The following is a 26,078-nucleotide window of genomic DNA, read 5'->3' on the forward strand; positions in this document are numbered from 1 at the left end:
AGACCCCTCCCGTACTGACGGGAGCCCAGGACTTAGGCCGTATTCCAGGCCCACCGGCCGAGACTCAGCCGGTGGGCGCAGCCGCGCCGCCCAGGAACGCCGTCTCGTAGGCGGCGTCCCCGATCGCCGCGCGGGCCTGCTGCTCGCCCTGGTCCCGCAGGGCCCTCAGTGAAGGTGAGCCCATCTGCGGGCGGCCCACCGTGCGCCACCAGGCGTGCGCGGTGCCGAGCAGTCGAGCCGCGAGTTCACCGTCGCCCAGCCCGGCCACCGCAGCGGCCAGCAGGTCCAGGCCGAGCGCGATGCCGAAGCGGTCGCCGAGCAGCCGTTTTCCGGAGAGCATGGCCCGTACGTGCCGGGCGGCCTCCCCGTGGTCGCCCAGGCCCAGCGCCGCCACCGCCAGGATGTAGTCCGCGTACGCCCGCAGCCAGCGCTCGCCCAGCTCCGCGCAGGCCTCCCGCAGGGCCTGTGCCTCCTCGGTCGCCTCGTCGAAGCGCCGCAAGTCGCACAGGGAGTAGCTGGTGGCCAGCTTGCACAGCAGCCAGCCCGTGCCGCTGGTCCGCCCGCCGTGTCCCGCCCGGGCCCGGGGGCCGGCCAGGCTCAGGGCCCGTACCGGGTCACCGGGCATGAGGACGGACGCCGCCGCAAGGTAGGCCGCGCGCAGCTCCCGCTCGGGGTCCGCGAGTCGCGCCGCGTCGCGCGTGCACTCGTCGCCGAGTCGCCGCGCCGCGTCCATGTCGCCCTGGAGCAGCATGGTGAGTCCGAGGGCCCACACGGCCTGGTTGTACGCGGCCCCCGTGCGCGGACCGGACCGCAGGGCCCGTTCCAGGAAGCCGCGTCCCTCGTGCACGTGCCCGCACGCGAACCAGTAGAACCACAGGGCCCCGGCCATCTCCAGCGCCGCCGTCGGGTCGGCGGCGATCAGGTGCTCCAGGGCGGTGCGCAGCTGCGCGTGCTCGGCGGTGATCCTCCGGTACCAGTCCACCTGCCCCGGGCCCATCCACCCCCGCTCGGCAGCCTGGGAGAGTGCCGCGTACCAGTGGGCGTGTCGGTCGGTGACGATCTCCACCTCGCCCAGCTCGCCCAGCCAGTCCTGTCCGTACTCGCGGATCGTGTCCAGCATCCGGTAGCGGGTCCCGGTCCCGCGTTCCTCGATGCGCAGGACCACGGACTTGGCGGCGAGGCCCGCCAGTACGCGCTCCACCCGGGCGGCGGGCAGCGGTCCGCCCGAGCAGACGGCGCGCGCCGCGGCGATGTCGAAGTCACCGGTGAAGACCGAGAGCCGGGCCCACAGCAGCCGTTCCAGCGGCTCGCACAGTTCGTGGCTCCAGCCGATCGTGGTCCGCATCGTCTGGTGCCGGCGCGGCAGCGCGGCCCGGGCGTCGGACAGCACCTCCAAGCGTTCGCCGATCCGCTCGGCCATGTGCTCCAGCGTCCACAACCGCATCCGGGCGCCCGCGAGTTCCAGCGCGAGCGGGATGCCGTCCAGGCGCCGGCACACCTCGGCGGCCAGGGCGGCGCGCGCGGGGTCGGCGAAGACGGCCGCTGCCCGCGGGGTCGCGGCCAGCGCGCGGGCCCGGAAGAGCGTGAGGGCATCGCTGTCGGGCCCCTCGCAGGGCAGCGGTCGGACCTCCACGACCTCCTCGGTCGGCATGTCGAGCGGCTCGCGGGAGGTGACCAGGATCGTCAACCCGGGCGCAGACTGCAGGAGTTCGCCGACGAGATGGCGGCAGTCGGCCACCAGGTGCTCGCAGGTGTCCAGGACCAGGAGCAGCTCCTTGTCGGCCATCCACGCGCACAGTTCCTCGTCGAGGGGGCGTGGGGAGTGGTCGGCGAGGCCCACGGTGTGGGCGACGGTGGCGGTGAGCAGGCTCGGATCGCGCAGGGGTGACAGTTCCGCCCACCAGACCCCGTCGGGGCGCACCTGGCGGACGGTGGCGACCGCCCGCAGGGCCAGCCGTGACTTGCCGACGCCGCCCACCCCCGTGAGGGTGATCAGTCTTCGCTCGTGCAACAGGTCGTCGAGCAGCTGGAGTTCGCGCTCCCGACCGACGAAGCTCGCAGGTTCCGGGGGCAGGTTGCCGGGCACCGGGCAGGGGTCCGGTCCGGGATCGCCGTCCGCGGATCCTGCCTGACTGTCATTGAACGAGTACTCACCGAACACGGATGTATTGTGCGCGATCTTCCCGTGCGGCCGTGCCGTTCAAGCCGGATCGGTGTCCACTTTCATGCGACGAGTGTGATCCGCCGCTCCGCTGAGAAGGATCCCCAGTTGCCGTCCGGGAGCCTGGCCCGCAGTTTCACGGCCCAGGGCGTGCCGGTCGGCTCGGCCACCGTGAGCCGGTGCTCCGCGCGGCCGGTGGGTACCGCACCCGCTCCGAACTGGATGACGGTCGTGGGCACTCCGTTGACGTACAGCTCGTACTCGGTGGCCGGGTCGCCGGTGTCCGGGGCGGTCCACGTCAGGGTGACGGCGCCCGGGGCGGCGGTCGCAGCGAAGTCGGCGGGTGCCGTGCCGGGGCCGTCACCGGAGGCCGGCGGGGTCGTCACGTCCACCGCCGGACCGTCGGGGGAGGAGTTGTCCGCCCCGTCGCGGGCCCGGACGGTGAAGGTGTAGACGGTGTCCGGCCGGAGGTTGTCCAGGGCCGTGGCGCTCTCGCCGGGGCCGGCCGTGTGGATGCGGACCCCGCCCTGGTAGACGTCGTAGGCCGTGACGCCGGTGTCGTCGGTCGCCGCCGTCCAGGACACCCGGGCCGACCGGGGTCCGGTCGCCTGGGCGGTGGTGGTGGCGGGGGAAGTGGGTGCCGTACGGTCCTCGGCTTTGGCGGCGGGGGTGGTCACCCGGGCGACCGGGCCGGGTTCGGAGAGGTTGCCGGCGGCGTCCTCGGCCCGCACCGTGAAGGCGTAACCGGTCTGCGGGGCGAGGCCAGTGATGTCCACCATGGTCTTTTCTGCGGGGAGCTCGCGGACCATGCGGTCGGCTTGGAAGACCTGGTAGCCGGTCACCCCGTCCCGGTCGGCCGCCGCGTTCCACATGACGTGCACGCTGGTGGCGCTGCCGGCCTGGGCGGTCAGTCCGGCAGGGGCGGGCGGGGGTTCGGTATCGGGCGCGGCGCAGGCGGTGAGGCCGGTGACGGCAGTGAGGCCGGTGAGGCCGGTGATGCCTGCGACGGCCAGGCGGAGGGCGAGCGTGGGGGCGCTGCGTCGCACAGGAGTGCCTTCCTCGGCTTCCTTAATGGTCTAGACATATATGGCACGGCGGGCGGGACCCCGACAAGCCCCCTGCGCCCGGCGGCTCGCGGTGTGCCCGGGTTCGTGCCCTTCTGTTCCCGCAGGGCCCGCCCGCCTCACCCCGGCGGCCGGCGGCCGGCGGCCGGTGCGACCGTACGACCGACTCGGACGGGATCGTCAAGGACCGACCGGCCGTCACGGACGGTCAACACCCGTACGGCGGACACGCCTTTCGCCCGAAGGCACCCCCTCCTGCGCCACCATGGCGGCGAGTAAGGAGGTTTCGATGGTGATTTCCCTCTCGGCGGTCGTCCTGCTCCTCATCCTGGCCTGGATCTTCCTGCGCAGCGGCGGTCTCAAGTTCTCGCACGCCGTCGTCTGCGCGCTGCTCGGCTTCTACCTCGCGAGCAGCAGCATGGCCGCGACCATCCACGACGGCCTGACGGCCACCGCGCACGTCGTCTCCAGTCTCAATCCTTGATCGACTGTTGCGCCTTCGTGAATCATCCGGCCCATCCATGGACTCCTCGAGCGGTGCGATCTAGCGTCTGGCGGCGGCGCGACATCAGACGCAATGTCAACAACGCTGAGAGAAACGGAGGAAGTCCGGATGTTCCGAAGATCGCTGAACTGCGCCGTGCTGCCCGTCGTCGCCGCCCTCACGGTGATGTACGGCGGCTCGCCGGCCCAGGCCGAAGAGATACCCAAGGCCCCCGGCCACCGCCTCGTCACCCACTACGACGGCGCGCCCGCGGCCGCCGCCCCACTGCCCGGCGAGGCGCCGCCGCAGCACCCCTTCCTCGCACCCAACGGCCGCAGCGGCATGCACTCCGACGCGGCGGGCAGCGCCACCTCCCCCTGGTCGGGGCCGCTCGGCAAGAACCCGAAGGCGACCAGCGAGAAGATCGCCGCACTCGGCGGCGAGTGCGCGACCGCGACCTTCGACTCGGCCGGCCGGCTCGTCACGGTGTGCGGCACCTTCTCCGGCTTCAAGGTCAAGCTCCTGGAGCCCCGTACGCTCGCCACGCTCGCGGAACACCAGCTCCCGCAGCGCTCCTCGACGGTCGAGGCGATCACCTCGCTCGACTTCGCGAAGATCTTCAAGGACACCTCGGGCGGTGCCTACTTCTACCTGGACGACCAGGACCGCGCGGTGCTGGCCGACTCCCGCCAGCACATCCTGCGCCTGGCCCACTCGCAGAACCCCGACGGCAGTTGGAAGTTCACGGTCGACGACGACTGGGACCTCACGGGGCAGGTCCCGCACGACTGCGTGACCTGGACCAACCTGTGGCCCAGCGGTACCTGTGACCCCGTCACCTCGGTGATGCCCGACTGGAACGGCCGCATCTGGTGGGTCACCCGCCAGGGCCGGGTCGGCACGGTGGATCCGGTGACCTCGCAGATCCGTTCGGTCCAGCTGCCGGGCGAGGAGATCCAGAACTCCTTCTCGGTCGCCGAAGACGGCGTCTCCATCGTCTCCGACCACGCGCTCTACAGCTTCCGTGCCACTGCCGACGGCACTCCCGAGATCCAGTGGCGCCAGACGTACGACCGGGGCACGGCGTCCAAGCCCGGTTCGGTCAACCAGGGGTCGGGCACCACCCCGGACCTCTTCGGCCAGGGCTACGTCGCCATCACCGACAACGCCGACGACCGGATGAACGTCCTGGTCTACAAGCGCGGGGCGGACGTACCCGCCGACCGGCGGCTGGTCTGCAAGGTGCCGGTGTTCGGATCCGGCGCCTCGACCACCGACAACTCCCTCATCACCTGGGGCAACAGCATCGTCGTCGAGAACAACTACGGCTACGAGAACCCGACCACCCTGCTGCTGGGCAAGTCCGTCGTGGGCGGAGCGGCCCGCATCGACGTCCGCGCCGACGCCAGCGGCTGCGACACGGTCTGGGCGAGCGCGATCCGCGCTCCCTCCGTGGTCCCGAAGCTCTCCACCGCGAACGGGCTGCTCTACTTCTACGAGAAGGAGCCGAACGCCTGGGGCATCGACGCTTGGTACCTCACGGCGGTGGACTTCCGCACGGGCGAACGCCGCTGGCGACAGCTGACCGGCACCGGTCCGCTCTACGACAACAACTGGGCCCCGATCACCCTCGGCCCCGACGGCACCGCGTACGTCGGCGTCTTCAACGGCATCGTCGCGGTCCGCGACACCTGACGGACGGACGGACGGACCGCCCGCCGCCGGGTACCCCCGGCGGCGGGCGGCTCACCGCGCACGGCGCCCGCTTCGGACGATCGGCCGGAACCAGCACGCCACGGTGCCGGCGGGAACGACGGCGCTGGAGACGAGCGGGAGGTCGATCAGCGACCGGCGCTGTTGGCGGCGGCCTCGTCAGTGCGCTGACCGGCGGTGCCATTCCTCGGCGAGCAGCCGGTAGGAGTTCACGCGGTCCGCGTGCCCGTGCGTGATCGTGGTGATCAGCAGTTCGTCCGCGCCGGTCGCCACCTGGAGCCGCTCCAGGTGATCGGCGACGGTCCGCGCGGAGCCGACGAACCGGGTCTCCACGCGGTCGGCCACCAGCTGCCGGTCCGCCTCGGTCCACGGCAGGGCCCGCGCCTCGGCCGGGGTGGGATAGGGGATGGCCCCCTCGGCCCTCCGGATGCTGCGCACCCAGGCCGCGTACCCGGTGGCCAGTTCGCGCGCCGACTCCTCGTCCTCGGCCACCACCACGTCGGCGGACACCGTCAGGTACGGCCGGTCCAGTGCGGCCGACGGCTTGAAGGCTGCCCGGTATCCCGCGGCCGCGTCCAGCACCGCCGCCGGACTGACGTGGTAGTTGGCTGCGAACCGCAGCCCGTTGCGACCCGCCGTTTCCGCACTCACCCCGCCGCTGCTGCCCAGGACCCACACCTCCACGTCGGCCCCCTCGCCGGGGACGGCGTGCGCCTCCACCCCCTCCGGCGAGCGGTACTCGCCCCGCAGCAGCGCGAGCACGTCGTCGACCTGCTCGCCGTACTCCTGCGGCTCGGCCCCCGGCAGGTTCAGCAGCTTCTGCTGGAGGGCCACCCGCGGATGGCCCAGCAGAGGGGCGAAGGAGAACGGGGCGGGGATCCGCAGCCCGTTCGGGGCGTACCCGTCCACGACCGGGGTGACCGGCGGCTGCCCGCCAACACCGGCGGACGGCCGGGGCCGGCCCGCCGAGCGGCCCAGCCCCAGGTCGATGCGCCCGGGATGCAGCGCGTCGATCAGGCCGAACTCCTCGACGGTCGACAGCGCGGTGCGGTGTCCGAGCTGCACCGCGCCGGAGCCGAGCCGGATGGTGGTGGTCGCGGAGGCGGTCAGCGCGAGCACGACCGCCGGCGAGGTACCGGCGACCCCGGGATTGAGGTGGTGCTCGGCGAACCAGTAGCGGGCGTAGCCGAACTCCTCCGCCCGCCGGGCGAGATCGATGCTGCGGTGCAGGGCCTCGGCGGCGGTGGAACCGGACGAGACGGGGACGAGGTCGAGGACCCCGAGGGGGATGCCGGGCATGGCCGGACTCCTTGAGAGTCGGGGGGAGGAGGGAGGGAAGGAACCGTCGATCAGCGCCGAGCTCGGCTCTGCGAAGCCCTCCGGGGTCGGGAGGACGGGGTCGGAGCCGCGAGGCCGAGGTGGTCGCGCAGAGTGGTGCCCTCGTACTCGGTGCGGAAGACCCCCCGTTCCTGGAGCAGCGGTACGACGGAGTCCGCGAATCCGTCCAGGCCGCCGGGGGTGATGTGGGGGACCAGGATGAAACCGTCGGCGGCGTCCGCCTGTACCAGCGTGTTGATCGACTCGGCGATCGTGGCGGCCGATCCGACGAAGGTCTGGTCGGCGGTGGTCGCGATGACCAGCTCGCGGATCGACAGGTTCTTGGCCCGGGCCAGCTCGCGCCACTGCCGGGCGGTGGCGAGCGGATCGCGGAACTGCCGTACGCTCGCCCGCCCGAGGGCGATGGTGTTCTCCCCGACCTCGGGGTCGACCTCGGGCAGCGGACCGTCCGGGTCGTAGGCGGACAGGTCCCGGTTCCAGACGTGCTCCAGGAACTTGATCGCGGTCTGCCCGCTGACCTGGAGGCGGCGCACCTCGTGGGCGAGCTCCCGTGCCTGCGCGTCCGTGTCCCCGAGGACGAAGGTGGCCGCGGGCAGGATCTTCAACTGGTCGTGCGCACGGCCGTGCCGGGCGAGTCGGCCCTTGACGTCCGCGTAGAACTCCCGCCCCGCATCGAGGGTTCCGTACCGTCCGAAGACGGCATCGGCGCCGGCGGCGGCGAACTCCCGGCCCTCCTCGGAGTCGCCCGCCTGGAAGATCACCGGCCGGCCCTGCGGGCTGCGCGGCACGTTGAAGTGGCCCTCGATGTCGAAGTGCCGGCCCCGATGGGCGAAGGCCCCCGCCCCCGCGTCGCGCAGGAAGGTGCCGGTCCCTGCGTCGGCGGCGATCTCGGAGCCGTTCCAGGAGTCGAACAGCTCGTTGGCGGTGGCCAGGAATTCCTGGGCGCGGGAATAGCGGTCCTCGCGCGGCAGGAATCCGCCGCGCCGGAAGTTCTCGCCGGTGAAGGCGTCCCAGGAGGTGACCACGTTCCAGGCGGCCCGGCCCTGCGAGAGGTGGTCGAGCGTGGCGAACTGGCGGGCCACCTCGTAGGGCTCGTTGAAGGTGGAGTTGATGGTGCCGGTCAGGCCCAGACGATCGGTCACCGCGGCCAGCGCGGCGAGCACCGTGAAGGTGTCGGGCCGGCCCACTACGTCCAAGTCGTATAGGACGCCGCCCTGTTCGCGCAGTCGTAGCCCCTCTGCGAGGAAGAGGAAGTCGAACTTGGCGCGCTCGGCCGTCCGGGCGAAGTGGATGAACGAGTCGAAGTCGATGTGGCTGCCGGCGGCCGGGTCGCTCCACACCGTGGTGTTGTTGACGCCCGGGAAGTGGGCCGCGAGGTGGATCTGCTTGAGCGGCTTGCTGCTCATGGTGGGTCCTTCCGGAGGGTCCGGGGCAGGCGGCGGATCGAGCCGTGATCAGGCCGCGGGCCGCGCGTAACGGTTGGCCGGGCGGTCCAGCCCGAGCAGGCCGCGCAGGGTGTCCGCCCCGTACTCCTGGCGGAAGGCTCCGCGCCGCTGCAGTTCCGGCACCAGCCGCCGGGTGATGGCGGGCAGGTCGTGGGCGATCGAGCCCGGCCGCAGCAGGAAGCCCGACAGGCCCGCCGCACGCCGTTCCAGGAGCAGGTCCGCCAGCTCGCCGGGGCTTCCGGTGAAGACCGCGCCGTCACGGGCGTACGGGACGCCCGCGAGCGCGTCGAGGCGCTCCAGGCGCGCGGCGGCCGCCGGGGCGTCCACGTCGAGGAACACCGTGAGCTCCCCGAAGAAGTGCAGCGGGTCCGCCGCGAGCCCGGTCGTCTCACGGGCCCGCCGGATCGCCGCCACGGCCGCCCGCGTGCCGTCGCCGTCGTGCGCGGCCACGTACCCGACCTCCGCTGACCGGGCGATGAGCCCGTACGAGGCCTCGCCGTCCCCGGACGCGCTGACGACGGGCTGACCCTGCGGCGGGCGCGGGGTGATCGAAGGCCCCCTGACACTGAAGTGACGGCCCTCGAAGTCGATGTGGTGCAGCTTCTCGCGGTCGACGAACCGGCCCGTGGCCACGTCCCGGATCTCCGCGTCGTCCTCCCAGCTGTCCCACAGCCGCCGGATCACCTCGACGTGGTCGGCGGCCTCCGCGTACAGCTCCCCGTCCGCCCGTCGGGGCCGGTGGGCGAGGAGGACTGGAGGGCGAGGCCGTCCTCGAAGGTGATGAAGTCGAGCAGCCCGGCCTCCGCCTCGGCGGCGAGACCGGCCCAATAGCGGGCGGTGAAGAGCTCGGCGGGCCGGGCACCCGGCTCGCGCCAGGCGGCCGGGTGCCGGCCCGCGCCGTCGAGGGCGACGGCGAGGTGCAGGGGCGCCGGGGACGATGAGGAAACGGACACGGAGAATTGCGCCTTCCTGCTCGGCGTACGGAAAAGGGAAGCCGATGCGGGATCGCGCAATTCGGCCCGTCATCATTTCCTCTCGAAAACGCTACGCCCGATAGCGGTGCCATACAAGGAACGTAATATTAAGAGAACTTGGCAGCGGTGTTGCCCGGGGCCCGGACGGCCGGGAAGAAGGGCAGGCGGCGCAGGGTGAAGCAGCTCGACTTGTAGAGCCGGATCGCGTGCGCCAATTTAATCAGCCGTACATGAAACGCCTTCCAGTGAAATGATGCGGGGTGTGTGGGGCGCGGGGGTTGTGGGGGGCTGCCGGGACGTACGGGTGTGCCTCACAGCCACGGGATCTGTTCCGCGGCGTACCGGTAGGCGCGGAAGACCGAGTTCTGGGCGCCGGCCGAGGACTCCAGGCCCACGCCCTCCCCGAAGGACCGGAACTGCGGGACCACGAACTCCCACACCACCTCCCCGCCCGTGGTCACCTCGAAGAGCCGTCCGAAGGAGCCCTCGGCGATGAAGGTGTTGCCGTTCGGGAGGCGTTGGGCGCTGGACATGTACGGGCTGAAGAAGTTCTGCGGCGGGTTGTCCTCGTACGCCCACACCTCCTTGCCGGTGGCCGGGTCGAGCTCCAGCACCCGCGAGTACGGCACCGAAGTGGTGGCGCGGTAGGTGCCGTTGTCGAAGACCAGGAGGGTGCCGCCGGGCAGTTCGTGCGGATGGTGCTGCTGGGCCAGCACGTCCGGGCCGATGCGCCAGCGCACGGACCCGTCGGCGCGGTCCACCGACACGGTGGTGGACGCGCTGCGGAAGCCCACCACGATCGAGCCGTCCGCGCTCTCGTTGACGGTGTTGGCCATCGGCCAGTGGTTGCGCGCGAAGTGCGGGTTCAGCGGTACCTCCTGCGGGTCCAGGTGCTCGATGGCGGCCCAGCGCCACACGATCTCCCCGTCCCAGGTCAGTTCGTACACCACGTCCCCGTAGATCACCCCGCCGGGCGCCTCCGACCCGGGGACGCCGCCCCGGATCCGGGCCGCGTCGGCCGGGTCCAGCGGCTCGACGGCCCCGATGATCAGGTTGCCGTTGCGCAGCAGCGAGGCGTCGTGGTGGTGGAAGGGGTGCCGGACCTCGCGGACCACCGTCGAGTCGGGGGCCAGCTCCTGGAAGATGCCGCCGTGGTAGACGTCCCAGATGGGGAAGAGGGTCGGGCCGCTCGTGTCCTTGGCCGCGTAGAAGAGGTTTCCGTTCGGCAGGATCTGCGCCTGACGGCCGGGCGGGTGCGGGGAGTTCCAGGTGTGGACCGGCCGGCCCTCGATGTCGACGAGGTGGATCTCGCCGGCGCTGGTGATCGGCGTGTAGAGGGTGAGGCCGCCGTAGCTGCGCTCGGGGTCGTGGGCGATCAGGCCGACGCCGCGGCGGCGCAGGGTGTTCTGGTCGACGGTCATGGGATTCTCCTGGGTGCGGGTGCGGGTGCGGGTGCGGGTGCGGGTGCCTGGTTCAGCGGACGGTGACGGCGGCCGGGTCGACGGCCGCCAGCGGGCCGGTGTTCAGGTACGTCAGCAGTGCGGCGCGGTCGGCGGCGCCGGGCAGGTTCTGGGCGGCCTTGGCCCAGGCGGCCTCCTCTTCCAGCTGCGCCAACAGCTCGGGGGAGAGGGTGGCGCCGTACGTGTAGCGCGGCTGGAAGGCGTCGACGTAGGCGGCCTGGAGGACGCCCTTGGACTGGGCGAGCACGGCCTTGCGGGCCTCGGCCGGGTTGGCGCCGAGTTCCCGCTGGGCGCGCAGCAGCGTGCGCAGGACCGCGGTGGTGCTCTGCTCGCTCGCCGAGGGTCCGGCGACGAGGAGGGTCCTGGCCGTGTACCCGGTGAAGGGGAGCTCGGCGTAGGCGCCGCCCAGGGCGGTGCGCGCGGCGTCGTAGAAGCTGGGGAAGGTGACGCCGGCGTCGATGTCGCCGCGGGCCAGGGCCGAAGTGACCTGGTTCGGGGCGAGGTTCACCACGGTGACGTCCGCCGCGGTCAGTTGTGCCGAGGCGAGCATCCGCGACAGCGCGTACTCGACGTTCGTGCCCTGGGGGACTCCGACCTTGCGGCCCTTCAGCGCGGCGAAGGCGGTGATCTGCCGGTCGGTCCTGGTGAGCAGGCGCCAGTCGGAGAAGCGGGACAGGTCGGCGACGACCCGCAGCTCCCGCCCGCCCAGCGCGGCCGTCACGGCGGGCAGATCGCCGACGACGCCGAGCTGGGCCTGGCCGCCGAGCACGGCGTTCAACGCGTCCCGGCCGGTGGGCTGGGTGGTGACGGTGGCCTCGATGCCCTCGGCCGACCACAGGTCGCCCTCTTCGGCCACGTACACGGGGGCGCCGCCGAGATGGTCGCTCGCGGCGAGGGCGACGGCCGGACGGTCGTCCGCCGGGTCCGAGGGGGATCCGGCGCAGGCCGTGGCGAACGGGGAGAGCAGGGCGGCCAGCAGTACGGCGGCCACCGCGCGGGGTCCGAGCATGGTGAGCGGTCCTTCCGGGGATGTGAACGGGATCATTCGGAGCCGAGGTGACGGGTGATCAGGGAGCGTAGGTCGGGATCGGGCGGCCCGGCGGGCACGGCGTGGTCGGCGAGCACCCGCCCGGGACTCCCGCCGAGGACGATCACGCGCCCGGCGAGCGCCAGCGCCTCGTCGATGTCGTGCGTGACGAACAGGACGGTGGTGCCGCGGCGCTGCCACAGCTCCCGCAGCAGGGTCTGCATCCGGGTCCGGGTCAGCGCATCCAGCGCACCGAACGGCTCGTCCATCAAAAGCACTTCGGGCTCGGCGGCCAGCGCCCGGGCCAGCGCCACCCGCTGCTGCATCCCGCCCGACAGCTGGGCCGGGTACTTCTCCGCGCCGTCCGCGAGCCCCACCTCGGCCAGCGCCGCGAGGGCGCGCCGGCGGCGCTCCGCACGGGGCAGCCCGAGGCGCCCCAGGGCGAACTCGACGTTGCCGCGGGCCGTGCGCCACGGGAACAGCGCGTAGTGCTGGAACACCACGCCCCGCTCCGGGCCGGGCCCGCGCACCGGCTCCGCGCCCGCGGTGACCCGCCCGGCCGTGGGCCGTACGAAGCCGGCCACCGTGTTGAGGACCGTAGACTTGCCGCATCCGCTGGGCCCGAGCAGCGCCGTGAACGAGCCCGCCGCGAACTCCAGGTCGGTGTGCTCCAGCACCGGCGCGCCGGCCGCGTAGCCCACCGAGAGCCCCTTCAGGCGTACCTCGAGGCTCATGACGCGCTCCAGTGCACGAACCGGCGGCCCACGGCGGCCAGTACGAGGTCGACGGCCACCCCCAGCAGCCCGAGTACGAGCAGCCCCGCGAACATCCGGTCCACCCGCAGGAACTGGCCGTCCACCTGGAGCCGGTACGCCAGTCCGCTGTCCGCGCCGCCCAGTTCGGCCGCGACGAGGGCGAGCAGGGCCACTGAAGCCCCGTAGCGCAGCGCCGCGAGCAGCACGGGAGCGGCGGCGGGCAGCAGCACCTCGGTGAACCGCCGGTGCAGCGGGGCCCCCAGCGACCGGGCCGCCCGCAGGTGGGAGACCGGTACCCGGGACACCCCGTCGTGGACGTACAGCCAGACGGCGAGCAGGACGGCGTACGCGATGAGAAGGTGCTTGGCGCTCTCGCCGATGCCGAACCAGGCGGTCGCGAGCGGTACCAGCGCGATGGCCGGGATCGGCCGCAGGAAGGAGATCACCGGGGTGACGGCGGCGGACACCTTCGGCAGGTAGCCGGTGGTGAAGCCGAGCGCGCTGCCGCCGACGGCACCCAGCGCGAAGCCCTGTGCGGCCCGGGCCAGGCTGGCGCCGAGGTCGGCGGCCAGGGTGCCGCTGCGGGCCATGTCCGCCAGGGCGGTCGCGGTCTCGCCGGGCGTGGGCAGCAGTCCCGGGGCGACCCCGCCGGAGCGGGCGAGGAGGTACCACAGGGCGAGGACGACACCGGCCGCGCCCAGGGCCGGGCCGAGCCCGGAGAGGCCCCGGCCGGGGGGTGAGGGGGTGGCGTGCACGGGGCGGCTCCTCGTTCGTTGCGACGCGTTCGTTGCCACGCGTTCGTTCCGGCGCATTCGTTGCGAGGCGCCTGTTTCAACGCGTTGATAAGTGAGGTCAATAATTGACCACGCTTATGACGGGAGGGTTGCGGCCGTGCGAAACCTCCCGCGGCCCTCCGGCACGCCAGACCCGATGAGGTACGTTCACCTGCGTGTCTCGCCCAGAACCCACGCCCGAAGCGATCGAGGTCGGACGGGTGATCCGCGGCTGCCGCAAGCAGCGCGGCGTCTCCATGGCCGTACTCGCCACCCGATCGGGCCTCTCCCAGCCCTTCCTCAGCCAGCTGGAACGCGGACTCGCCACGCCCAGCCTCAGCTCGATCTACCGGATCGCCGAGGCCCTGGACGTCACCCCGGGCACCTTCCTACGGCCGCCCGATCGGCCCGGCGCCGTCAGCCACGAGAGCGACCCCCAGGTGATTCGCGTGAGCGAGGCCGCAGGACAGATCGCCCAGGTCCTCATCCCCGGCGGGCGCAGCACCCTGATGGAGGCCTACGAGCACCACTTCGAGCCCGGCCGGGGCGAGCGCGGCTGGTTCGAACACCCCGGCGAGGACTTCCTCTACGTCCTGGAGGGCGAGATCGTCCTCGAGGTCGAGGGCGAGGACCCGCTGACCCTGCGCGCGGGCCAGAGCGCCCACCACCGGGGCGAAGTCCCGCACCGCTGCCGCCTGTCGGGCCCGGCAGCGGCACGCACCCTGCTCGTCATCGCGAACGCCTGAGCCCGAGGGCCGGACCCCCGTCCCGCCCCTCGGGCCCGGACGTCCGCAGCCCGTCGACCGCCGCCAGCCGCGTCCCGACGTCCAGGTCCCACAGCCGCACGGTGCCGTCCGTACTGCTGCTGGCCACCGTCCGCCCGTCGGGAGCGAACACGACGCCCCACACCGCGTTCGCGTGGCCGGACAGCGCGGCCACCGTCCGGCGCCCGGCCACGTCCCACAGCCGCACCGTGCGGTCGTTGCCGCTGCTCGCGAGCGTGCGGCCGTCGGGGGAGAAGGCGAGCCCCCGCGCGGAACCGGTGTGTCCGACCAGCGCCGCGCGGAAGCGGTGGCGCCGAGCGTCCCACAGCCGTACGGTCCCGTCGTTGCCGCTGCTCGCCAGCGTCCGCCCGTCCGGGCTGAAGGCCACCCCGCGCACCGCGCCCCGGTGACCGGTGAGGACGCCGAGCGGGCGGCGCTCCGCCACGTCCCACAGACGGACCGTCAGATCGTCCCCGGCACTCGCCAGGGTGCGTCCGTCGGGGCTGAACGCCACGTCGTTGGCGAAGTCCGTGTGACCGGTGAGGACGGCGAGCGGGCGGCGCCCCGCCACGTCCCACAGCCGCACGGAGCCGTCGGAACAGGCCGAGGCCAGGGTCCGCCCGTCCGGAGAGAAGGCCACCGCGAACACCGTCCCGCCCCGGCCGTCCAGCACGGCGGACCGGCCCCGGGCCACGGTGTCCCAGAGCCGGATCGTGCCGTCCGAGCCGGCCGAGGCCAGGGTCCGCCCGTCGGGCGCGAACGCCACCGAGAACACCGTCTCGCCGTGCCCTGCGAACGTGGCCAGGACCCGGCGCCCCGCGACGTCCCACAGCCGCACCGCGTGATCGGCCTCCGCAGTGACCAACCGCTTCCCGTCCGGGCTGTACGCGGCGTGCCAGATCTCCGTGAACGGCCGCGAGGTCAGGACCGCGCCCCGCAGGTCCCAGAGCACCACCGACTGGTCGAACCCGGCGGTGGCCAGCACCGCACCGTCCCGGTCCACGGCCACCCCGAGGACGTAGTCGGTGTGGCCGGCGAGCGTGGCCGTGGCCCGCCCCCCAGCCACGTCCCACAGCCGGGTCGTACCGTCGCCGCCCGCGCTGACGACCGTCGTCCCGTCCGGGGTGTAGACGACGCCGTTGACGTCGTCGCTGTGCCCGGTCAGCGTGGCGGTCGCCCGGCGCACGGCCACGTCCCACAGCCGTACCGTGCGGTCGACGCCCCCCGTCGCGACCGTACGGCCGTCCGGGGCGAAGGCCACGCCGAGCACCTCGTCGGTGTGCCCGGTGAGGACGGCCTGCGGACCCGCCTCCACCGGATCCCACAGCCGTACGGTCCGATCGGCGCCGGCCGACACCAGCGTCCGGCCGTCGGCGGCGTACGCCAGGGAGTTCACCCGCCCGGTGTGGCCCGTGAGGGACGCGAGGGCGCGGTGGTCACCGGCCGCGTCCCACAGCCCGATCGTCCCGTCGGCGCCGCCGACGGCCAGGCTCCGCCCGTCGGGTGCGAAGGCCACGGCCCGGGCGCCCGTCGTACTCCCCGGGAGCTGCGCTCCCGCGCCGCGGCCAGCCGTGTCCCAGAGCCGCGCCGGCCCGTCCGTCGACGTGGCCGCGAGCATCTTGCCGTCAGGGCTGAAGGCCACCGCACGCACCCGCCCGGGCAGGGTGAAGGTCGCGATCGTCCGGCGGTCGGCCACCCGCCGCAGCAGCACCGTCCCGTCGGAACCGGCCGTCGCCAGCAGGCCGTTGCCCGGACCGAAGGCCACCGCGTTGACCGGCCCGCCGTGCCCGCCCAGACGGGCGGTGAACGGCTGGGACTGGGTGCTCAGGAGCGCCCCGCGGGCCTCGCTCGTCGCCGCGGTCCGGTACGCCTGACCGGCGAGCAGCATCGAGGCCTCGGGCCGGCCCGCGGCCAGCGCCGCGGACTGCAGGGCGAGCGCCCGCGAACGGGCGACGCGCTCCTGGTCGAGCGCGCCCGCGCGCTGCTGGTACGCGAGCCCGCCCGCGCCCACGGCGAGGACCAGCAGGACCACCAGCGTGACCAGCGTCCACTGCCGCAACCGCACCTGCCGCCCGGCCTGCCGCTCACGGCCGTCCTCGGCGTCCTGGCTCGCCCGCAGGAAGGCGGCCTCCAGCGGACCGAGCCGGCTCCTGCCGTCGTGCTCGTCGGCCCAGGCCCGGGCGGTCTCCAGGCGGGTCCCGCGGTGCAGCGCCGACGGATCGCGGCCCTCGCGCTCCCATTCGGCGGCGGCGTGGGCCAGTTGCTGGTGGACCAGGAGCCCGGCCCGGTCGGCGCGGATCCAGCCGCGCAGCCGCGGCCAGGCGTGCAGCAGGGCCTCGTGGGTGATCTCGACGGTGTCGCGGTCCATGGTGATCAGGCGGGCCCGGACGAAGGCGTCGAGCGCGGCCGCGGCGGGACCCGCGTCGGCCAGCTGTTCCATCAGGGCGGTCCGGCTCATCCGGCGGCGCGTGGCGCCCGTACCGTCGGCGACGTGCACCAGTCGCACCAGGACCCGGCGGAGCGTGTTCTGCTCGGCCGGGTACAGGCGGGTGAACACCTCCTCGGCGGTGCGGGCGATCGCCCCCTGGATGCCGCCGGTGCGTTCGTACCCGTCGACGGTCAAGGTGGCGCCCTCGCGCTGGCGCCAGGTGGCCAGCAGGGCGTGCGAGACCAGGGGGAGCACCCCGGAGGGGGTCCGGTCGGGCTGGTCGTCGCGCAGTCCGACATCGCGCATCAGCAGCGGGAACAGGCCCGGTTCGAGGGCGAGTCCGGCGAGCTCCGCCGGGCGGGTGATCGATTCCCGCAGCTCCGCCAGGGACATCGGGGGCAGGACGAACAGCCCCCGCGTGAAGACCGGGGCCAGTTCCGGCAGGTCCAGGCAGTTCCCGGAGAAGTCGGCCCGTACGCCGAGCACCACGACGGCGGCGCCCGGGCCGTCCGGCACGCGGCCGTCCGGCACGGGGCGCGCGGTCGCCAGCGCGCTCAGCACCCGGACGAACGCGCGCCGCTCGTCCTCGTCGGAACACAGCGTGAACAGCTCCTCGAACTGGTCGACGAGCAGCACCGGACGCGGGGGCGGCGGCGTTCGGCCCGGGCCGTCCACCCGGTCACCGCCCGCGTGCCGCCGGACGGCTTCGAGCAGCGCGTGCGGCCGGTCCCGGAGCTCGCCCACGGTGACGCCGGGATCGCCGTCGAGAGCTCTCGCGGCGCAGTCCAGCAGTTCGTCCAGCGGGTGCGCGGTGGGCGTGAACCGCAGCACCGGCCAGGTGTCCGAGCCCGGCATCGGGAAGCCGCCCCCGCGCAGTGCCGGCACGAAACCGGCGTTCAGCAGGGAGGACTTGCCCGCGCCCGACGGGGCGAGCAGCATCAGCGGTCCGTCGCCGATCCGTTCGAAGACCCGCTCGATCAGCTCGGCCGTCGCGCGGTCCCGTCCGAAGAACCAGCGGGCCTCCTGCGCGGTGAAGGCCGGCAGGCCCCGGTAGGGACATTCGCCGTCGGCCCGCGCACCGGCCTGCGCACCGGTGTCGCCCGTGCCGGCGTTGCCGTCGGCTCCGCGCGGCCCCGTTTCCCCGACCATCCGCACCAGTTCACCCCCGGCCCGCAGTACGTCGTCGCAGCGCCGCGCGACGTCGACGGTGACGCGCTTCGAGCCGGTCTCGATCTTGCTCAGATAGCCCTTGCTGTAATGGGTCTGCCGGGCGAGGTCCGCGAGGGACAGACCGCGTTGCAGCCGCAGACGTCTCAGCTGGGCGGGGAAGGGCATCGCGGCGTCGTCGGACTCGCGCTGGCCATCGGTCTTCCGCCGGTGGTCCGGATCCCCCAAGACATCCCCCATGGCAGTGTGCGCCCAGGCAGCGGTACGGGAGCGGCCAGGCTACCGCGGGGGTGGGGCGGACGGCCGCCCCTTCGAATCGGTATGACCAGCACACGAGCGTACGGAGCCGCCAGGCGCGCGGCTCCGTACACCGCCCCGGATGGGGCGTCGCTACGGGTTGAGACGGACCGAGTTGATGGGCGTGAGGTCGGCGTAGACACCGGTCTTGGCGGCGATGGGGCTGCCGCAGCCCGAGCCCGCGGAACCCGTGCACAGCTGTGCGGTAGCACCGCCGTACTGGTTGTTGAGCACCCAGTGGTTCCCGAACTGGTCGCTCAGCTTGTGCGCCCCGTAGGTGTAGAAGACGTGCGTCGGCTTGACGGCGGGGTTCTGGTTCTGAGGGTAGATGCAGACCGCCCCGTCCGGGCAGCCGGCCCACGCGTCGGCCGGCTTGGCCTCGACCGTACCGCTGAGCGCGATCACGGCGACGACGGCGGTGGCGAGCGCGGCGGCGCCGCGGAACATCTTGCGCATGGTTTCCCCTTGTGGTGCGTGCCTCGTGCGGACGGCTCCAGCCTCCCCCCGGCCCGTACCGAGGTCGACGGGTTGCCCGTCGCCCATCGCGGCGGCGCCCGGGAAACCCCCTGCCACCAGCCCGAACACGGAGCAGGAGGGCAACGCCCGGATGGTGCGGCGTAAGACTTTCGTCATTGGTGCGGGCATGGCGCACGGCGCCCCGACCGCGTTGAATTCGAAAGAGACGGACGAGGCGAGGAAGAGGGAACGGCAGTGACACGGACGAGGCGGCGCGGACGGTTGTGGGGCGGAGCATCGATCGCGGCGGTGGTGGTGGTGGCAGTGGCGCTGTACTGGCTGCAGCCGTGGAAGCTGTGGCAGGACGAGACCGTCCGCGAGGCGCTCCCGGCCGCTGCCGCGCCGTCGGGTCCTGGCGCGCCCGCGGCCGTACCGGGTGCCCCGGCCGCCCCGGTGACCGTCGCCCGCGGGACGCTCATCAGCCACGAGCACGCCACTACCGGCGCGGTGGAACTCATCCGGCTCCCCGATGGGTCCCACACCGTGCGGCTGGCGAACCTCGACACGAGCAACGGCCCGGACCTGCGGGTGTGGCTGGCCGATGCCCCGGTGAAGGAGGGCGTGGCGGGCTGGCGCGTCTTCGACGACGGCAAGCACGTGAGCCTCGGCAAGCTCAAGGGCAACAAGGGGGACCAGAACTACCCGGTGCCCGCCGATGTGAACGTCGCCGAGTTCACCAGCGTCACCATCTGGTGCGACCGCTTCGACGTCTCCTTCGGAGCGGCGGGCCTCACCGCCGTGTGACCCGCCGCCGGGGCCGTCCGGGCCGGGCGACACGCCGTGGGGCCGGAGCTGATCGGGCGTCACCCCCGTTCGGCCGTCTCCCGGAGTACGACTATCCACTCGTCCGGACGGCAAAATGCGGCCGTTTGCCCACGGGATGTATCCATCCGCGCAAGCGGTGTGGAAATAGGTCGTAATCGCCCATAACTTCGGCATCGTGACGAACCGACAAATCAAGTCCCTCACGTGCATCGCAGTCGTCATGGCCGCAGGTCTCGGCGTGCTCGCGCCGTCCGCCGCCGCCGAGGCCGGACGCAGAGTGCACCCGGGCGACTCGATCCAGGACGCGGTGAACTACGCCAGGCCGGGCGACATCATCACCGTGATGCCCGGCACCTACTACGAGAACGTGCTGATCACCAAGCGGCTGACCCTGCGCGGGTTCGGTGCCCGGACGGTGATCAAGCCGCCGGTCACGGCCGTCGCGCCGGTCGCGCCCGTGGCACCGCCGGCCCCCGGCGCATCGACGGCGCCGGTGGCACCCGGAGCGGCCAAGGCGCCGACCGCGGCGACGGCGCCGTCCGGCAGGGCGCTCGCCTGCTCGCAGGCCGACACCGGAATCTGCGTCATGGGGACGGCGGAACAGCCCGTCGTCGGCGTGGACATCCGGTCGCTGACCGTCTCGGGCTTCAAGCGCAACGGCATCTGGGCCTCCTACACCGACCGGCTGAGCGTCCAGCGGGTGATCTCCGAGAAGAACGGCACCTGGGGCATCGCCCAAGAGCGCTCCACCCGCGGGCTCTTCCGCGACAACACCGCCCGCGACAACGTCGAGTCGGGCCTCTTCATCGCCAACACCGTCGATCGGGAGGGCGGCGCCACCGACACCCTGGGCGCCGTGATCCGCCGGAACACGCTGACCGGCAACCGGATCGGCGTGACCGTCCGGCGCGTGCGGAACCTCTCCGTCTACGGCAACACCCTCACCGGCAACTGCGGCGGCATCTTCGTCGTCGGCGACGAGGGCGAGCCCGGCGCCGGGGACATGACCATCCGCAACAACCGGATCCACGAGAACAACAAGTTCTGCAAGGGCAACACCCGCCTCCCCGACATCCAGGGCGTCGGCATCGTCCTCACCGGCGCCGAGCAGACGGTCGTGCGTTCGAACGACATCCGCGGCAACGTCGGAGCCTCCCCGCTGTCCGGCGGAATCCTGCTGTTCAAGAGCTTCGTGGGCGCGACGAACACCGACAACGTCATCCGGGACAACGTGGTGCGGGACAACAAGCCGGCGGACCTGGCCAACCAGGGGACCGGAACGGGCAACCAGTTCGTCAACAACCGGTGCGCATCTTCCGTACCGGCCGGGATGTGCTGACGCGTGACCCCCCTGATCAGCGGAATCGAGGCCTCATGACCACGGTAAGTCCCACTCCGACACCGATCCCGTCCCCCCAGCACACCCCCCAGCCGGCCATGCGCCTGCGCGAGCTCGTCTTCGGAGCGGCCTGCGCCGCCGCCGTACGGGCCGCGGCCCGCCTCGCGGTGGCCGACGCCCTCGGGGAGTCGCCCGCCTCCGCCGCCGAACTCGCCACCGCGGTCGGCTCCGAGCCGCTGCCCCTGCAACGCCTGCTCCGCGCCCTGTCCTGCTACGGGATCTTCGCGGAGACGGAGGACGGGCAGTTCGTCCACACCGAGATGTCGCGACTGCTGCGCGAGGACGACCCGCACAGCCTGCGCTACATCGCCCTGTGGTGCACGGAGCCCTGGACCTGGCAGGCCTGGCCGCGGCTCGACGACGCCGTCCGGTCCGGCGACAGCGTCTTCCAGGAGCTGTACGGCAAGGGGTTCTTCGACTACCTGCACCAGGACGCGCACGAGTCGGCCCACGTGTTCAACCGGGCCATGACCACCTCCAGCATGCAGTCGGCGCTGGACGTGGCGGAGCTCCTCGACCTCACCGGGATCTCGGTCGTCGCGGACATCGGCGGCGGTCAGGGACACGTGCTGGCGAGCCTGCTGGAGAAGCACCCGACGGTACGGGGCGTCCTGCTCGACCTGCCGGGCGTGGCGGCGAAGGCGGATCCGCGGCTGCGGGAGGACGGTCCGCTCGCCGCACGGGCCGACATCGTCCCCGGGGACTGCCGTGAGGCCATCCCGGTCGACGCCGACATGTACATCATCAAGAACATCCTGGAGTGGGACGACGACAGCACCCGCAGGACCCTGCGCAACGTCGTCGAGGCGGCCCGTCCCGGATCCCGGGTCGTCATCATCGAGAACCTGGTCGACGACACCCCGTCGATGAAGTTCACCACGGCCATGGACCTGCTGCTGCTGCTCAACGTCGGCGGCGCGAAGCACACCAAGGCCAGCCTCACCGCCCGCATGGAGGACGCCGGACTGGTGATCGGCGAGATCCGGCCGGTCAACGCCTACCTGCACGCCTTCGAGTGCACCGTGCCCGGGTGATGCCGGCCGGCATAGGACCGCACGCCTTCGAGACCGGCACGAAGCCGGTCTCGAAGGCGTCCGCGGTCACCCGGGCGTCGGCGTCAGGCCGCCAGGGCGCTGTTGACGAGGTCGAGGAACTCGCGCGGCGACTTGCAGCGGTCCGCGTCGGCGGGCAGCGGCCGGCTGTGCCGGTTCTCCAGCTCACCGACGATGCCGAGGAGTCCCAGGGAGTCGAGCCCCCACTCGTCGAAGCCCGAGTCGGGGCGGCTCGCCATGTCCGCGGGGTCGACGGTGACGCCGGCACCCTTCTTCATCAGGGCGGCCAGTTCTTCCATGGTCAGTCGAGCGGTCATGACGGACAACTCCTCAGGCTTGGGCCGGCGCACGCCGGTCGGTGATCAGGCGCATTTCAGAGCGCGCGAGGAAGCGTGAGATCTCCTGGTCGGTGGTGGGGACGCCGTCCTTGGCGCTGTCGAGCAGCCGGGCGAGCACGGCCGCCTTGTGGCCGCCCTCGACGCCGAGGGCCAGTGCGGGCCGCGCGTCGAGCGGACCGCGCAGGTCGAGGAGGCGCACGACGATGTCGTCGCGCTGGAAGACGGTGCTGCCCTCGATGGGGCTCGTCGGATCGTCCACGGCGGCCTCGTCCTGCCCGGCGAGCAGCCGGGCCAGCGCCATGCCGCACCCGTCCTTCGCGGGGTAGAAGAGGGCGTGCCGCCTGACGTCCGCGCTCTCGCGGCCGCTGGCCGCCACATGGTGCACCGCCGGCAGCGCCGCACGGGTGAAGAACATCCGGGCCGACCCGGGGTCGCTGAGATCCCGGTCCTGCTCCAGGTACGGGTTGATGGCCTCCTCCAGCGCCCGTACCTCGGGCTGCTGGGACACGTGGCGCAGGGCCGCGAGCAGGTCGCCCTCGACCTCGACCGCCCGGACGACGCGGTTGCCGTGCATGAACAGCGAGGTGCGGCGCAGCCGGGTGCTCTCGTCGACCTGGGCCTGGGGGGACGTGTACCCGGCCAGGAGCTCCGCCACCACCTGCTCGCTGCCGGGCTTCACGGTGAAGGTGAGTGCGTGGCGGACCACGCCGTCACCGCGCCGCGGAGCGACCTGGAGGCTGCCCCGGGCCCGGTCCGCGGTGTCCGGCGAAGGGGCGGGGGCGGAGGGCGGGCCGGTGGGGGAGGGGGAGCCGGCGCCCGGCCCCTTGCCGACCTCCCGCAGCACGCTGAAGCGCAGCGAGCGGGTGTCCCGTACGCAGCCGTGGAGCGGCTGCACCGATGCGACGTGTTCCTCGCTGTTGACCCAGGCCAAGAACCGCGGTGCGCTCTCCCATTCGCTGGTGATGAGCCACTGCGACGGATTCTCGATCGACTGGCACAACTCGTCGCTGATGTGTCCGGGGACGGAGGACACCTGTTCCTGGAGATGTTCGTACACCTCCAGGAACTGATTCTGCGCACCGTCGTACAGATCCAGCAGCAGAACGACCCGAAGTCTCGAGCCGTCGAAGGCGGACTGGGATATCCGTTCCGACAAGGTTGTCATCGTTCACACTCCTTCGAGACCACACGGTCGCCACGGGCGGCGCCACCCGAACCGATCGTTGTCCCGTAATCCCTGCGGCGCGAGAGGAGAGAACCAAGCGGGTGAACGAGCGAGGGAACCGGCCTCGCACAGGGCATGGAAGAGCCATGAAGGAAAACGTCGACCACCACGTCCCGGTCCTCATCGTGGGCGGCTCGCTGGTGGGTCTGTGCACCTCGCTCTTCCTCGGCCGGCATGGCATCAGACACATGGTGGTCGAGAAGCACGCGGGTACCTCGATGCACCCCCGCGGACGCGGTATCAACGTACGGACGATGGAACTGTTCCGGGTCGCCCGCGTCGAGGACCAGATCCGCGAGGCCGCCTCGGTCCTGGCGGACAACCACGGCATCATGCAGGGCGGCTCGCTGACCGGTGACGACCAGGAGTGGCTCTTCGAGGAAATCGATCCGGGCGGCGCGCTCGCGCGCTTCAGTCCGGCGGCATGGTGTCTGTGCAGCCAGAACGACATCGAGCCGGTCCTGATGTCCGTGACCCCCTCACTCGGGGCTGACCTGCGGTTCTCCACCGAACTCCTCTCCTTCGACCAGGACCCGGGCGGGGTCACCGCGATCGTGAAGAACCGGGAGACCGGGGAGCACAGCACGGTGCGCGCGGACTACCTCGTCGCCGCCGACGGGCCGCGCAGCCCCGTGCGGGAGGCGCTCCGGATCGGTCAGAGCGGCTCCGGAGACCTGTTCCACAACGTGAGCATCACCTTCCGGTCGCAGATGCTGGCCCACGTGGTCGGCGACCGGCGCTTCATCGTGTGCTACCTGACCAAGCCCGATGCCGACGGGGCCCTGCTGCCGGTCGACAACGGCGAGCGGTGGGTCTTCCACGCGCCCTGGCACCCGGACCGGGGCGAGACGTTGGAGGACTTCACCGACGAGCGCTGCGTGGAACACATCCGCCGGGCCGTCGGCGCCCCCGACCTGGACGTCGAGGTCACCGGGAAGGCCCCGTGGCACGCCGCCGAGCGGGTCGCCGAGCGGTACGCGGTCGGCCGGGTCTTCCTGGCCGGCGACTCCGCCCACGAGATGTCCCCCACCGGGGCGTTCGGCTCGAACACCGGCATCCAGGACGCCCACAACATCGCCTGGAAGCTCGCCGCGGTGCTGGACGGTTCGGCCGGGCCGGGGCTGCTACAGACCTACGAGGCCGAGCGGTTGCCGGTGGCCCGGGCGACGAGCGAGCGCGCCTCGGCGCGTTCGGCGGAGCACAGCCACCCGGGGTACGAGCCCGACGCCGAGCCCACGTCCACGCCGGCCTCCGGGTCCGCGTCCGTGCCCGGCATCGGCGGCGGCGGTCGACAGGGCGGGGTCCTCTCCGTGGCCATGGGCTACCGCTACAACCGGGGCGCGGTGCTGGGGGCCGACCCGGACCAGTCCGTCGTGCCCGAACGGATGCGGCTCTGCGGCGATCCGGGCAGTCGCGCACCGCACATGTGGCTCTGCGGTCCGGGGGACCCGGAGCCGAAGTCCACCGTGGACCTCTACGAGCGTTCCTTCGTCCTGCTGTGTTCCGAGGACGCGCCGTGGCGTGCCGCGGGGCGGTCCGTCGCCGAACTGCTGGGCGTTCCCCTGGACGTGTACGCGATCGGTACCGGCCCCGAGGCCGATCTGATCCCGGCGAACGGCGCCGACTGGACCGAGGTGCACGGCACGACGGCGCAGGGCGCGATCCTGGTCCGCCCGGACGGCTTCGTGGCCTGGCGTTCGGCGCAGGCGGTGGCGGATCCGGCAGCGGTCCTCCACGAGGTCCTGACCACGCTGCTGGACCGCTCCTGATCCGGCCGCTCCCGTTCCCGCGGGCACCGGGGGCGCCGTCCGGCGGAGTGATCCGCGGGGCGGCGCCCTTCACCTCGTGGTGATGCCGGACCGGGTCATCGCGCCGTCTTCGAGCCGAGGCCCCCGGGGGTCCTCGGAACCCAGTCGGGGGTGGCCGAGGCCTCCTTCGGATCCGGCTCCCGCATGGTCACGCGCCAGCCGTCCTCTCCGGCCCTTCCGGTGAGGCGCACCACGAACGACTTGGTCTGGCCCGTGTCGTGGAAGTACACGACGACGACCTGCCGCACGGACCCCTCGTCGTAGAACTCGGCGGTGACCTTCCCCTTGGCCCCCTCGTGGAAGGACCGGATCCAGTTCCGCGCGGTCCGCTCGACGTCCCCCTTCGCGTCATCGGGGTCGGCCGCGAGCGACTCCACCTCCTCGGCCTTGCCGTCGGCGAGCCGCCAGACCAGACTCTGGGTGATCTTGAGGGACTCGGAGGTGGGGTACCCGACCACGCCCAGCGGTTCGTGGTTCGCGTAGTCGGTCGCGTACCGCAGCTCCTCGTCGGCGGCACAGGCGGTGAGAGCGCCGGATGCCAGCACGGACACCAGGGCGGCACGCACGACGCCGGGTGTCAGGGCGCGGACGCGTGGGGTGCGGGGGACCGGTGTAGCCATACTTCCTCGGTCTTCCGGTGGTCGTCGAGCGATCTCGATGCGGAGAGCTGCAACGTAGCGCCCTTACCGGGCAGTTCGATCCGGTAAACGGACAAGAGGGACACAACTCGCGCCGCAGTGACGCAATTCACTCCATGGCTGGATTTCGCCCCTCAGAAGTCTCACTTCACCATCCGGATGCCGGACAACTCCGCACGCCGGCGGGCAACGCCGTCTACTCTGGCCGGGCAGCTGGTTCGCCCCGTCCGCCAGGCGGGATGCGTCGTAAGAGGGAACCCGGTGGGAATCCGGGACTGCCCCGCAGCGGTGAGCGGGAACGACCGCCGTCATACGCACTGGACCCGGACGGGTCTGGGAAGCGACGGCCAGTAGGAGTCTCGTACGGCATCCGTACGACGGGACGCGCCCGCGAGTCCGAAGACCTGCCCGTTGCCCGTGCGCGACCGATCGCGCACGGAAATCCCGGTGACCTCGTGGGCGGGTCGGCGACACATCAGGCGGACGA

At 72.5% G+C, this 26,078-nt stretch carries 20 protein-coding genes, 1 pseudogene and 1 riboswitch; of the genes and pseudogenes, 7 read left to right on the plus strand and 14 right to left on the minus strand.

Going from position 1 to position 26,078, the window contains the following annotated elements; all coding sequences use genetic code 11:
* Positions 1-64: 64 nt before the first annotated feature.
* Together OG207_RS36065 and OG207_RS36070 are read right to left on the minus strand one after the other, a co-directional pair.
* Positions 65-2,161 carry an ATP-binding protein gene (locus OG207_RS36065; RefSeq protein ID WP_329104632.1) on the minus strand — a complete coding sequence of 699 codons (2,097 nt, stop codon included), beginning with the start codon at positions 2,159-2,161 and terminating at the stop codon, positions 65-67.
* 62 nt (positions 2,162-2,223) lie between these two features.
* Entirely contained in the window at positions 2,224-3,207 is a 984-nt protein-coding gene (locus OG207_RS36070) for a fibronectin type III domain-containing protein (protein ID WP_329104634.1), read from the minus strand.
* 307 nt (positions 3,208-3,514) lie between these two features.
* Between OG207_RS36070 and OG207_RS36075 the strand changes: the two genes are divergently transcribed.
* Together OG207_RS36075 and OG207_RS36080 are read left to right on the plus strand one after the other, a co-directional pair.
* A complete protein-coding gene (locus OG207_RS36075) occupies positions 3,515-3,709 on the plus strand; it encodes a hypothetical protein (RefSeq protein ID WP_329104636.1) in 195 nt (64 codons plus the stop codon).
* A 129-nt stretch (positions 3,710-3,838) separates the two neighbouring features.
* Entirely contained in the window at positions 3,839-5,404 is a 1,566-nt protein-coding gene (locus OG207_RS36080; protein WP_329104638.1) for a hypothetical protein, read from the plus strand.
* Positions 5,405-5,581: 177 nt separating this feature from the next.
* Here the strand turns inward: OG207_RS36080 and OG207_RS36085 are convergent, their stop codons facing one another.
* The 7 genes and pseudogenes from OG207_RS36085 to OG207_RS36115 all read right to left on the minus strand — a co-directional run bounded on the left by OG207_RS36085 (position 5,582) and on the right by OG207_RS36115 (position 13,176).
* A complete protein-coding gene (locus OG207_RS36085; RefSeq protein ID WP_329104640.1) occupies positions 5,582-6,721 on the minus strand; it encodes an LLM class flavin-dependent oxidoreductase in 1,140 nt (379 codons plus the stop codon).
* 50 nt (positions 6,722-6,771) lie between these two features.
* Positions 6,772-8,166: an NtaA/DmoA family FMN-dependent monooxygenase gene (locus OG207_RS36090; protein WP_329104642.1), complete on the minus strand. Its 1,395-nt coding sequence runs from the start codon at positions 8,164-8,166 to the stop codon at positions 6,772-6,774.
* Between the two features lie 48 nt (positions 8,167-8,214).
* Positions 8,215-9,158: pseudogene (locus tag OG207_RS36095) on the minus strand (LLM class flavin-dependent oxidoreductase).
* Positions 9,159-9,490: 332 nt separating this feature from the next.
* Positions 9,491-10,600, minus strand: a complete 1,110-nt coding sequence (locus OG207_RS36100; RefSeq protein ID WP_329104644.1) for an aryl-sulfate sulfotransferase — start codon at positions 10,598-10,600, stop codon at positions 9,491-9,493.
* Between the two features lie 52 nt (positions 10,601-10,652).
* A complete protein-coding gene (locus tag OG207_RS36105) occupies positions 10,653-11,648 on the minus strand; it encodes an ABC transporter substrate-binding protein (RefSeq protein WP_329104646.1) in 996 nt (331 codons plus the stop codon).
* Positions 11,649-11,680: 32 nt separating this feature from the next.
* Entirely contained in the window at positions 11,681-12,400 is a 720-nt protein-coding gene (locus OG207_RS36110; protein ID WP_329104648.1) for an ABC transporter ATP-binding protein, read from the minus strand.
* The gene (locus OG207_RS36115; RefSeq protein ID WP_329104650.1) at positions 12,397-13,176 is read right to left on the minus strand and encodes an ABC transporter permease; all 780 of its coding nucleotides are present in this window, start codon (positions 13,174-13,176) and stop codon (positions 12,397-12,399) included. Before OG207_RS36115 ends, OG207_RS36110 begins: the two co-directional genes overlap by 4 nt.
* A 194-nt stretch (positions 13,177-13,370) precedes the next feature.
* On the opposite strand from OG207_RS36115, the gene OG207_RS36120 reads away from it, so the two are divergent.
* Positions 13,371-13,940 carry a helix-turn-helix domain-containing protein gene (locus tag OG207_RS36120; RefSeq protein WP_329104652.1) on the plus strand — a complete coding sequence of 190 codons (570 nt, stop codon included), beginning with the start codon at positions 13,371-13,373 and terminating at the stop codon, positions 13,938-13,940.
* Here the strand turns inward: OG207_RS36120 and OG207_RS36125 are convergent.
* Positions 13,924-17,793, minus strand: coding sequence for a WD40 repeat domain-containing protein (locus tag OG207_RS36125; RefSeq protein WP_329104655.1), 3,870 nt, complete (start codon positions 17,791-17,793; stop codon positions 13,924-13,926). The genes OG207_RS36120 and OG207_RS36125 overlap by 17 nt on opposite strands.
* A gap of 150 nt (positions 17,794-17,943) precedes the next feature.
* On the minus strand, positions 17,944-18,306 hold the full coding sequence (locus OG207_RS36130; protein ID WP_329104657.1) for a hypothetical protein: 363 nt from the start codon (positions 18,304-18,306) through the stop codon (positions 17,944-17,946).
* A gap of 255 nt (positions 18,307-18,561) precedes the next feature.
* Between OG207_RS36130 and OG207_RS36135 the strand changes: the two genes are divergently transcribed.
* The 3 genes from OG207_RS36135 to OG207_RS36145 all read left to right on the plus strand — a co-directional run bounded on the left by OG207_RS36135 (position 18,562) and on the right by OG207_RS36145 (position 21,564).
* The gene (locus OG207_RS36135) at positions 18,562-19,110 is read left to right on the plus strand and encodes a DM13 domain-containing protein (RefSeq protein WP_443072797.1); all 549 of its coding nucleotides are present in this window, start codon (positions 18,562-18,564) and stop codon (positions 19,108-19,110) included.
* A 241-nt stretch (positions 19,111-19,351) separates the two neighbouring features.
* Positions 19,352-20,470 carry a right-handed parallel beta-helix repeat-containing protein gene (locus OG207_RS36140; protein ID WP_443072875.1) on the plus strand — a complete coding sequence of 373 codons (1,119 nt, stop codon included), beginning with the start codon at positions 19,352-19,354 and terminating at the stop codon, positions 20,468-20,470.
* A 35-nt stretch (positions 20,471-20,505) separates the two neighbouring features.
* Positions 20,506-21,564: a methyltransferase gene (locus tag OG207_RS36145; protein ID WP_329104661.1), complete on the plus strand. Its 1,059-nt coding sequence runs from the start codon at positions 20,506-20,508 to the stop codon at positions 21,562-21,564.
* An 83-nt stretch (positions 21,565-21,647) separates the two neighbouring features.
* Here OG207_RS36145 and OG207_RS36150 read toward each other — a convergent pair whose 3' ends face one another.
* Positions 21,648-21,899, minus strand: a complete 252-nt coding sequence (locus OG207_RS36150) for an acyl carrier protein (protein ID WP_030011473.1) — start codon at positions 21,897-21,899, stop codon at positions 21,648-21,650.
* Between the two features lie 13 nt (positions 21,900-21,912).
* Complete coding sequence (locus OG207_RS36155) at positions 21,913-23,085, minus strand: SchA/CurD-like domain-containing protein (protein WP_329104664.1); 1,173 nt, start codon at positions 23,083-23,085, stop codon at positions 21,913-21,915.
* Between the two features lie 146 nt (positions 23,086-23,231).
* On the opposite strand from OG207_RS36155, the gene OG207_RS36160 reads away from it, so the two are divergent.
* Positions 23,232-24,914: an FAD-dependent oxidoreductase gene (locus tag OG207_RS36160; RefSeq protein WP_329104666.1), complete on the plus strand. Its 1,683-nt coding sequence runs from the start codon at positions 23,232-23,234 to the stop codon at positions 24,912-24,914.
* Between the two features lie 95 nt (positions 24,915-25,009).
* Here OG207_RS36160 and OG207_RS36165 read toward each other — a convergent pair whose 3' ends face one another.
* Positions 25,010-25,573, minus strand: a complete 564-nt coding sequence (locus OG207_RS36165; RefSeq protein WP_329104669.1) for a hypothetical protein — start codon at positions 25,571-25,573, stop codon at positions 25,010-25,012.
* Between the two features lie 215 nt (positions 25,574-25,788).
* Positions 25,789-26,017: riboswitch (cobalamin riboswitch) on the plus strand.
* The last annotated feature ends 61 nt before the right edge of the window (positions 26,018-26,078 follow it).

Origin of the sequence: Streptomyces sp. NBC_01439 (assembly GCF_036227605.1) — a bacterium.
Lineage (GTDB): Bacteria > Actinomycetota > Actinomycetes > Streptomycetales > Streptomycetaceae > Streptomyces.